Source organism: Acidovorax sp. LjRoot204, from assembly GCF_056175785.1.
Window position 1 is genome coordinate 1 of record NZ_JBGFFF010000161.1, and the last position, 9,707, is coordinate 9,707.

8 protein-coding genes and 1 riboswitch are annotated in these 9,707 nt (G+C 63.7%); of the genes, 2 read left to right on the forward strand and 6 right to left on the reverse strand.

The annotated features are described in order from the left end of the window. Positions 1–490, reverse strand: a 490-nt coding sequence (gene asd / locus AC04MI_RS20690; RefSeq protein ID WP_476498573.1) for an archaetidylserine decarboxylase, incomplete at its 3' end; no start/stop codon positions are given. A 179-nt stretch (positions 491–669) separates the two neighbouring features. Then, positions 670–759, forward strand: a riboswitch (cyclic di-GMP riboswitch). 120 nt (positions 760–879) lie between these two features. On the opposite strand from asd, the gene AC04MI_RS20695 reads away from it, so the two are divergent. Further along, on the forward strand, positions 880–3,252 hold the full coding sequence (locus tag AC04MI_RS20695) for a S53 family peptidase (protein ID WP_476498574.1): 2,373 nt from the start codon (positions 880–882) through the stop codon (positions 3,250–3,252). Positions 3,253–3,317: 65 nt separating this feature from the next. Here AC04MI_RS20695 and AC04MI_RS20700 read toward each other — a convergent pair whose 3' ends face one another. From AC04MI_RS20700 to AC04MI_RS20720, 5 genes are all read right to left on the reverse strand, one after another. Beyond that, positions 3,318–4,031, reverse strand: a complete 714-nt coding sequence (locus AC04MI_RS20700) for an ABC transporter ATP-binding protein (protein ID WP_436077157.1) — start codon at positions 4,029–4,031, stop codon at positions 3,318–3,320. A gap of 1 nt (position 4,032) precedes the next feature. Continuing rightward, the gene (locus AC04MI_RS20705; RefSeq protein ID WP_436077158.1) at positions 4,033–4,806 is read right to left on the reverse strand and encodes an ABC transporter ATP-binding protein; all 774 of its coding nucleotides are present in this window, start codon (positions 4,804–4,806) and stop codon (positions 4,033–4,035) included. Beyond that, positions 4,799–5,797: a branched-chain amino acid ABC transporter permease gene (locus tag AC04MI_RS20710; RefSeq protein WP_056063564.1), complete on the reverse strand. Its 999-nt coding sequence runs from the start codon at positions 5,795–5,797 to the stop codon at positions 4,799–4,801. The genes AC04MI_RS20705 and AC04MI_RS20710 overlap by 8 nt, the downstream gene beginning before the upstream one ends. 82 nt (positions 5,798–5,879) lie before the next feature. After that, a complete protein-coding gene (locus tag AC04MI_RS20715; RefSeq protein WP_476498575.1) occupies positions 5,880–6,743 on the reverse strand; it encodes a branched-chain amino acid ABC transporter permease in 864 nt (287 codons plus the stop codon). 211 nt (positions 6,744–6,954) lie between these two features. Then, the gene (locus tag AC04MI_RS20720) at positions 6,955–8,142 is read right to left on the reverse strand and encodes an ABC transporter substrate-binding protein (protein WP_476498576.1); all 1,188 of its coding nucleotides are present in this window, start codon (positions 8,140–8,142) and stop codon (positions 6,955–6,957) included. Between the two features lie 547 nt (positions 8,143–8,689). Between AC04MI_RS20720 and AC04MI_RS20725 the strand changes: the two genes are divergently transcribed. Further along, positions 8,690–9,707 (forward strand): HPP family protein (locus tag AC04MI_RS20725; protein ID WP_476498577.1); only part of this gene is annotated, 1,018 nt, incomplete at its 3' end.

Below are 9,707 nucleotides of genomic sequence, written 5' to 3' on the forward strand. Positions count from 1 at the left end.
AGAACAGGTCGCCCGGCACATGCACCATGCGCGTGAGCTCGCCCGCGCAAGGCATGTGGATGCGGTGGTAGTCGCGCGGGCTCAGGTACAGCGTGGCGAAGTGGCCGTTGTCAAAACGGGCTGCGGCGGCCGCATCGCCACCCACCAGGGCGGTGGTGGAGTAGGTGTGCCCCTTGGCCTGGAAAACCTGGTCCTTGGAGATGGGGCCAAACTGGCTGATCGCACCGTCCACAGGGCAGATCAAATCGGCCTGGGCCAGCGGGCGGGCGCCGGACTTGAGCGCCCGCGTGAAGAAGTCATTGAACGACGTGTAGCTGGCAATGTCGGGGTTGGCCGCCTCGGCCATGTTGACGTTGTAGCGACCCACGAACCAGCGGATCACCGAGGTGGTGAGGCCGCCCAGCCGGGCCGATGCGAACTTGCCCGCCAGGGTGGTCAGTGCGCGTTTGGGAAGAGCGTATTGGGGCAGTACGGCGAGGCGATCGGACAAAACGTTCTTCCTGAGTCGATAGAGCGAATGATTCTAACGACGGGGGGGCTGCTCGCGACCCGGGTTATCAAGGGTGCGTGTGCATGCGGTGGATGGAGTCTGGCACTCCTGGTAGTTAGGTGATAAATTTGAAATTATTATCAAATTTATTGATTTTTCCGTTTCAAACAATTACATTTACTCCATCAAGGCACACCCGCACGAAAGTCGGGGTCGCAAAGCCACCGGTCTAACCCCTTTTGAATGGGCATGGCAGCGGGGTTGCCACGGTTCTCCAGGGTGTGTGCTTGGGGGGGTGCTCCAGGGCGCGTCGGCAATCCTCACAGGTGTTTGCATCCCGGCTTTCTTCGGTGTGTGCGGTGTGATTCCCGCATGTCCTGGAGAACAGAATGCCAACGCAGACCCGCCGTCACCTTTTCACTCGCAAGCCCCAGCATGCTCGCTGGGCGTTGCTCTCTGTCGTTCCCTTGGTTGTCTTGGGGTGCGGCGGCTCTGCCGACACGGAAGGGCTCAGCGACGTGGCCTCCACCACCACGACGCTGCAAGTGTCTGCCGAGATGTTGCCGCCAGAGGTGGAGAGCTTGGGGGCGCAGCCCACGTTCCACATCGCGCCAGTGGTGCTAGAGGCTCCTGACGACATGGACGTGGAGGATGCCAACCAGTCCGCGCGGAGTGCGCCCAAGTCGCAGCCGGTGCCGGAGATGTTCAAGGCATTGTCCACCCGCCGTCTCACACCCTCCACCCTGGAGGAGGTGCAGCAGAAGTCGGCGAATATGACCTGGACGGGGCCCAAGGATGCGCTGGCAGCGCCTCTCGCAGGTACAGGTGTGGTCACCACCTATTCGGTCGCTCAGGTACGCGCGGCCTACGGCTTCGGCGCGTTGCCCGCTGTAGGCTCCAAGCCGTCCGGAGCCCAAGCCGCTCAACTGGGGGCAGGGCAGACGGTGTATGTCATTGGAGCGAAGCACAACCCCAACGTGGCAGCCGAACTGGCAGCTTTTAATCAGAAGTTCGGGTTGCCCACCTGTGCTGCCAAGGTGTTGCCAGTAACCACTGGGCTGCCCCTGGCCGCTGCCTCCCCTGCAGCGGGTTGCGAATTGTGGGTGGCTTACAGCACAGCATCCGGCGGCATTTCTGGCGTGGCGCCCGCATACGACGCCGGGTGGGCGACGGAAATCGCGTTGGACGTTCAGTGGGTGCATGCGATTGCGCCGCTGGCACGTATCGTTCTTGTGGAGGCGCCCGACGCATCGGTGAACAGCTTGCTGGGCGCCGTACGGCTGGCCAACACCATGGGGCCGGGAGTGGTGTCCATGAGCTTCGGTGCGCAGGAAGGTGCATGGACAGCCTCTGTGGACTCTGCTTTTACTGCCGCGGGAATGACCTATCTGGCGGCGACCGGCGATTCTGGCGCAGGGGTGAACTGGCCTTCAGTTTCTTCCAATGTCATCGCGGTGGGCGGCACAACCCTGACCTATTCCGGCAGCGGGGCGCGCAGTGAGGTGAGCTGGTCGGGCACGGGTGGTGGTACCAGCGGCTTCATCGCCGTGCCGGTGTACCAGAAGTCGTCTGTGCCGGGTACTGGCTCGCTGGTGCGTCGCACGGTGGCTGATGTGGCCATGAATGCCGACCCTGCCACCGGGCAGTACGTGGCGGTGATGCAGCCAGGAAGCAGTGCTGTGCAATGGATCAGTGCAGGCGGTACCAGCCTGGCAGCACCCATGTGGGCCGGACTTGTAGCAGTGGCCAACGCAGGCAGGCAGCAAGCTGCGCGACCAGTGATGGGCGGTGGGCACGCGTTGCTCTATGGGCAGATAGGCGCAGTGGCATCCAACTATGCGAGCAGTTTTTCCGACATTCGCTTGGGCAGCCACGGCGTCTGCGGTACTTGCTCGGCCGGGCCTGGCTATGACCAGTTGACAGGCCTGGGTACTCCCAATGCCGGCGCGCTGGTGGGCTTGCTGGCTGGCGCTGCAGCACCTGCGCCAGCGCCGGTGGTCACATCGGCCAGTATCAGCGGTACCGTAGGTGCGGCACTGACCTTCACGGTGTCCGTCAACGCTCCCAACCCCGTGACTCTGAGCCTTGYCGGTGCGCCCACTGGCATGTCGATCAGTGCTGCAGGTGTGGTGTCGTGGCCGGCTCCTGTGGCAGGGGCCTACGCCGTCACCGTTGTGGCAAAGGACACCAAGACGGGGCTCACTGGGCAGGGGGTTTACAACATCAACGTGATCGCTCCGGTGGCCCCGACGATCGAAAGCGCGAGCATTACAGGCCGCCCTGGTGTCGCTCTGTCTTTCAAGGCGAATGTCAGCGCTGTCAATCCGGTGGCGTATTCCCTTGCAGGGGCTCCATCGGGAATGCTTGTGGCTGCAGATGGTGTGGTGAGCTGGCCCAAACCGGTGGCTGGTACGTACAGCGTGACCTTGACGGCGAAGGACACCAAGACGGGCTTGTCGGGCAAGGGCGTCTTCACGGTCAAGATCGCCACGGCAGGGCCGGTGATCACGGCCTCAGCCATGGTGGGCGTAGCCGGTCAACCGCTGTCCGGCAGCATCAACATCACCTCGCCGGGCGCCACCTCGCTCTCCGTCTCCATCACCGGTGTGCCATTGGGCATGGGCTTTGTAGTGTCTGGAAGCACCATCAGGGCCAACTGGCCCAAGCCGGTGGCTGGCAGCTATCAGCTGGTGGTCACAGCCAAAGACTCGGCGGGTTTGTCCGCACAGCTGAATGTGCCGGTGACGATCAGCCCGCGCTAGTAGGTCGAGCCGCTACGCGGCCACCGAGCTCCCGCTTTATCCCGGGCTGGCTGTAGCCGGTGCGCTCAAACCCCGAGGTACTGCTCCAGCAGCAGGGGCTGCGCATGCAGTGCGTCCGAGCTGCCGTCAAACACCACCTGGCCCTTGACCAGGATGACGTTGCGGTCGGTGATCTGCGTGACGTGCTTCCAGTTCTTGTCCACGATCACGCTGCTGATGCCGCTGTCCTTGATGAGGCTGCAGATGCGCCAGATCTCGCGTGCGATCAGCGGCGCCAGGCCCTCGGTGGCTTCATCGAGGATGAGCACGTCGGGGTTGGTCATCAGTGCGCGGCCGATGGTGAGCATCTGCTGTTCGCCACCGCTGAGCTGCTGGCCGCCGTGGCCCAGGCGCTCCTTCAGGCGCGGAAAGGTCTCCAGCACGCGCTCGTAGGTCCAGTCGCGCTGCCCACGTGTGCCGGCGCGGGCGGCCATCTGCAGGTTCTCGACCACGCTCAGGTTGCCGAAGATCCCACGGCCCTCGGGCACGTAGGCAATGCCCAGCCGGGCCACTTCGTAGGGAGGCTTGCCAGTCATGTCGCGGCCCGCCACGGCCACGCTGCCCGAGCGGGGCTTGACCAGGCCCATCAGCGACTTGAGCAGGGTGCTCTTGCCCATGCCGTTGCGGCCCATGAGGCCGATGGTCTCGCCCTGGCCCACGGTGAAATCAATGCCGTGCAGGATGTGGCTGCTGCCGTAGAAAGTGTGGATGCCCTTGGCATCGATCCATGGAGTGATCATCTCAGTGGTCCTCCCCCAGGTAGGCGGCCTGCACGGTGGCATCGGCGCGAACCTCGGGCGGTGTGCCATGCGCAATCACCTCGCCGTTGACCATCACCGTCAGGCGGTCGGCCAGCGCAAACACGGCATCCATGTCGTGCTCGACCAGCATCATGGCGTGGGCAGGCTTGAGTCGCTGCAGCAGCTCCACCATGCGCTCGGCCTCGGCCACCCCCATGCCGGCCAGGGGCTCGTCGAGCAGCAGCACCTGCGGCTCGGTGGCCAGGGTCATGGCAATTTCCAGCTGGCGCTGCTCGCCGTGGCTCATGGCACCCGCAATGGCCATGCGCCGGTCTTTGAGACCAGACAGCTCGATAGCGCTTTCAAGACGTGCGCTGGTTGCTCTGTTTTTGATAGTGTCCGAGCGGGTGTCCTGCCACCAGCGCAACGGGTTCCAGGGCTGCTGTGCCTCGCGCGACTGGGCCGCCAGGCGCACGTTTTCGTGCACGGTGAGYGGCAGGAAGATGTTGGTCTTCTGGTAGCTGCGGCCCAGGCCCTGGCGCGAGATGCGTTCGGGTGCCCAGCCGGTCACATTGGTGCCGCCCAGCAGCACCTGGCCCGAGGTGGGAGGCAGGTCGCCCGAGAGCAGGTTGGTCAGGGTGGACTTGCCAGCGCCGTTGGGGCCGATCACCGCATGGATCTTGCCCCGCCACAGGTCCACCGAAACACCATTGACGGCAGCCAGGCCGCCGAAGCGTTTGGTGACCTTCTGTGCAGACAACAGGACTTCAGCCATGGTGCGATCCCTCCGAAGCCTTGGCTGCGCTCCGCTGCGCAAACATGCCCAGCAGCCCGCGCGGCGCGGCCACCACCACCAGCACGATGAAGCCTCCCATCAGAAGCTGCCAGTGTTTGCTGATGTCCTTGAACACGTGCAGCAGGTACTCGAAGGCAAACGCACCCACGATGGCGCCTGCAAAGTTACCCATGCCGCCCAGAATGACCATCATGATGGCGTGCGCGCTCATGTGAAATCCCATGAGCTCAGGATTCACATAGCCGGTCTGCGCGCCCCACAGGTAACCCGCCAGGCCTGCCAGCGCCCCGGCGATGGTGAAGGCGGTGAGTTTGTAGCCCCGTGTGCCAAAGCCCATGGCGCGCATGCGGTGCTCGTTGATGCGGATGCCCGCCAGCGCGCGACCCAGCGGGCTCCACAGCAGGCGGCGCAGCAGCACGTACACCAGCACCACCAGCGCCAGCGTAAAGTAGTAGAAGGTCTTGCGTCCCTCCAGATCGAACGGCAGCCAGCCGAAGAGCGACGCATCGGGCCGGAAGTTGATRTACAGCCCGTCCGATCCACCCAGCACCTTGTTGTCGAAGAACAGGTAGAAGACCATCTGCGCAAAAGCCATGGTGACCATGATGAAGTAGATGCCGTGGGTGCGCACCACAAAGAACCCGATCACCAGTGCCACCAGGCCGGACACCGCCACGGCCAGCGGCAGCGACCACCACAGGCTGACCGGCATGTCTGCGGGGGTGAGAAAGGCCAGGGCGTAGCCCGCCACGCCAAAGTACGCAGCATGGCCCAGTGATACCAGTCCGGTCACGCCCTGCAGCAGATCCAGGCTCATGGCAAAGATGGCCATGATCATCATGCGGGTGACCATCTGTACGTAAAAGTCGCTGCCCACCACAGGGAACAGCAGCAACGCAGCCAGCCCCAGTGCCAGGGCGAACTGAACGCTGCGCGGCAGCACTTCGATATTGGCGCGCGGGGTGCTCATGAGCGGCCGCCGGGCCGCCCCAAGGCAGCGAAGGCCCCCTGGGGGGGCAGCGAGATACACGAAGTGATGAGCGTGGGGGTAATCATTGCTTAAACAGGCCTTCGGGTTTCCACAGCAGCACGGCCGCCATCAGCATATAGACCAGCATGCCCGCTGCCTGCGGCAGCAGCACCTTGCCAAACGTATCGACCAGGCCCACCAGCAGCGCCGCAATCAGCGCTCCCCGTACTGAGCCTATGCCACCAATCACCACCACCACAAAGCACATGATGAGGACCGACGAGCCCATGTTCGGGTACACGCTGGACACCGGTGCAGCCACCATGCCCGCGACGGCCGCCAGGCCTACACCCAGCGCGAAGACGATGGCATGGATGAGCTTGATGTTCACGCCCAGCGACTCGGCCATGTCGCGGTTGAAGGCGCCCGCGCGGATCTTCATGCCCAAACGCGTCTTGGAGATCAGCAGGTACAGGGCCACCGCCAGTGCGATGCACACCCCCGAGATGAACAGCCGGTAGACCGGGTAGGAGAGGGTGTCGGTGAGCGGAATCGACCAGTCCAGTACCTTGGGGATGGGCACGCCRTGCACATCGTCGCCCCACAGGATGGAGCGCAGTTCTTCAAAGATGTAGATCAGCCCGAAGGTCAGCAATACCTGGTCCAGGTGGTCGCGGTGGTAGAAGTGGCGAAAGAGCAGCCATTCAAGCGCCAGCCCGAAGACCACCGACAGCAGCGCGCCACCCACGATGGCCAACGCCAGGCTGCCGAAATGCCCTGAGAGCGAATACGCGAGGTAAGCCCCCAGCATGTARAAGCTGCCGTGCGCMAGGTTSAYCACGCCCATGATCCCGAAGATCAGCGTGAGCCCGGCCGCCAGCATGAACAGCAGCAGGCCGTATTGAACGCTGTTGAGCAGCTGGATCAGGAAGGTGGCGAAGTCCATGAATGTGGTGATGTTGGCGGCCTGCCGATGTGGCTGGCAGCCACTGGTGAAAACGGCCTTGTGCGGGCGATGTACCCGTGGAGTTGGTAACTGGCGCGGCCCCATGGAGGGCAGCCGGGCAAGGGCCGCCCCGCAGCGAGGGCTGCGTCCCCCGCCAGTTGCGCGCAGCGCTGCGAGAACGGGGGGAAGGCGCGCAGCGCCTCAGGGGGTGTTATCCCATCCTGCAACCGGCGCCGCTGTCGGCCAGTGCCTTGGCGGCTACGCCGATCACCTTGTTTTCCTTGTTCTCGACGCGGCGCAGGTAGATGTCCTGCACGGGGTTGTGCGACTTGCTCATCGTCCACTTGCCGCGTGGGCTGTCGATGACTGCGCTTTCCATCGCCTTAATGACGGCCGGTTTGGCAGAAAGGTCGCCCTTGACCGCGTTGGCGCCCTGCACCAGCAGCAGGCCGGTGTCGTAGCCTTGCACGGCATACACGTCGGGCTGACTGCGAAAGGCCTTGGCGTATTCCAAGCGGAACTGCTTGTTGCGCGGCGTGTCCAGCGAATCGCTGTAGTGCATGGTGGTGATGATGCCGTCGGCCGCGGGGCCGGCAGCGTCCARCACGCCCTCGGTGAGGAAGCCCGAGCCGTACAGCGGAATCTTGTCCTTGAGGCCGGCCGCCGCATAGTCCTTGATGAACTTGGCCGCGCCGCCACCGRCGAAGAAGCAGGCCACGGCATCAGGCTTGAGGGCCGCGATCTCGGTCAGAAGCGCCTGGAATTCGACGTTGGGGAAGGGCAGGCCCAGCTCCTTGACGATGGTGCCGCCGGCCTTGGTGTAGCTTTCCTTGAAGCCCTCAAACGCCTCGTCACCAGCAGCGTACTTCCAGGTGATCCATACGGCCTTCTTGTGGCCCTTTTCGACCATGGCCTTGCCCAGCGCCAGGGTGGGTTGGGAGTTGCTGAACGAAGTGCGGAATACATTGGGCGCGCACAGCGCGCGGGTGGCGGCGTGCACGCCCGCGTTGGGGATGAGGTTGAGCACACCGGTGTCGCGCGCCACCTTCTGGATGCCCATCTGCACGCCCGAGTGCACGGTGCCAATCAGCACATCGACCTTGTCGCGCTGGACCAGCTTGCTGGCGTTTTCCACGCCCTTGCTGGGCTCGGACTCGTCATCGACCTTGAACCATTCGATCTCGCGGCCGCCGAGCTTGCCTCCCTGCTGGTCGATGGCCAGGCGCACGCCGTTTTCGATGGCCACACCCAGTTGAGCAAAGGTGCCGGTGTAGGGCAACATGAACCCCACGCGCACCTTGCCACTTTGAGCACGCACGATGGAGGGCAGCAGCAGGCCCGTGGATGCTGCGCCAACGAGGGCGGCACTGCGGCTGATGACGAGGCGGCGGGTGGTCATGGGGCTTGTCTCCTTTGTTTAGGCTTAAAGTAATTTACTGCAAGCGTTCGGTGGTGAATACCTATGGGTTACCCGTACCGGCGCTGGCGTGGGGTTCCGCGTGCATGGGGCGTGGCTTCCGTGGGTTCTCTGTCTTCGCTGCTAGAGGCCTGACGAATCCGCGTGACATGGCTGCGAACGTTGATGGCTACCGCAGCCAGGGGGTAACTTTGAAATATGAATTAAAATGCATGTATTAATTTTTTGTGCAGTATAGATCGTGTTTTTTGGGTTCGGGTGGCCGATTTGAGCCTGCGTTCTAGGTAGTTTCCAGCAGGGAGGCGGTAGCGGCACCGACCGGTGCCCGGAGGTGTTCCGACGGACCGATGACCTCTCGCGCTCCTGCAGCATGGCCCTGCCTGCACAATCGTGGACTGATCATCAGACCCGTCGCATATGGCGAGATGGCCCGGCGGAGTGATAGTGTTGTTGACTGCTCGGAGCCGGCCACCATCCAGTCTGCGCCGAGTTGATGCAGCTTGCGGTTGCATCCGCTTTTTTATTCTGTATGCCTCCTTCTTCCCCCTCCGACCTTTCTCCTTCTGCGCCGTCCCGGCCGCCATTGGTGGCGCGCCTGGCCGAATGGCTGCGGCATTTCTGGCCCGCCCCGCTGGGTATTGATGGCAAAGAGCGCCTGCGCTTTGTGGTGGGCGCGGTGATCGGTGTGCTGCTCACGGCATGGCTCAGCCGCTGGTGGGCCCAGGGGAATGACACTGGGCCGTGGATGGTGGCTTCTCTGGGCGCCAGTGCCGTGCTGGTGTTTGGCATGCCCTCCAGCCCGCTGGCGCAGCCCTGGCCAGTGTTGGGTGGCAGCACCTTGTCGGCGCTGGTGGGGGCGGTCTGCTCTGCGTTGATTCCGGACAAGGCCCTGGCGGGGGCTGTGGCAGTGGGGCTGGCCATCGCGCTCATGGTGCCATTGCGTTGTCTGCATCCTCCGGGTGGGGCCATGGCGTTGTACGTGGTGTTGACCTCTGGCGATGGGTGGCACCTTGCGGCATTCCCGGTGTTGTTCAACGTCGTACTCCTGTTGATCGCCGCCGTGGTCTACAACGGTTTGACAGGCCGTCGCTACCCACATCCTCAGCGTGTCACGCCGCGGGTGGCAACGAGTCAGGGCGCTTTCACTGCGTCGGATGTCGATGCGGCGCTGGCCCATTACAACCAGGTGCTCGATGTGAGCCGGGCGGATTTAGAGGGGTTGTTGCACCTGGCGGGCCGCGCAGCTTTCCAGAGAACCCTGGGAGAGTTGCGCTGCGCGGACATCATGTCCAGTCCGCCTCACGCTGTGGAGGCCGGCGTGTCGCTGAAGGAGGCGTGGGCCCTGATGCGTTTGCAGCAAATCAAGGCGCTGCCGGTGGTGGATGCGCAGCGCCAGGTGATCGGTATCGTGACGGTGGCCGACTTCATGCGGCTAGCCAACCTGGACACCCATGAAGGGCTTGGGCAGCGGTTGCGCACACTGGTCATGGGGCGTGGTGGGCAACCCCAGGCAGTGGGCGAGATCATGTCCCACCCTGTCCAGGTGG

Coding starts and splice junctions, on each gene's coding strand:
- AC04MI_RS20700 (WP_436077157.1), bottom strand. CDS start 4,031: ATGATCACTCCATGGATCGATGCCAAGGGCATCCACACTTTCTACGGC.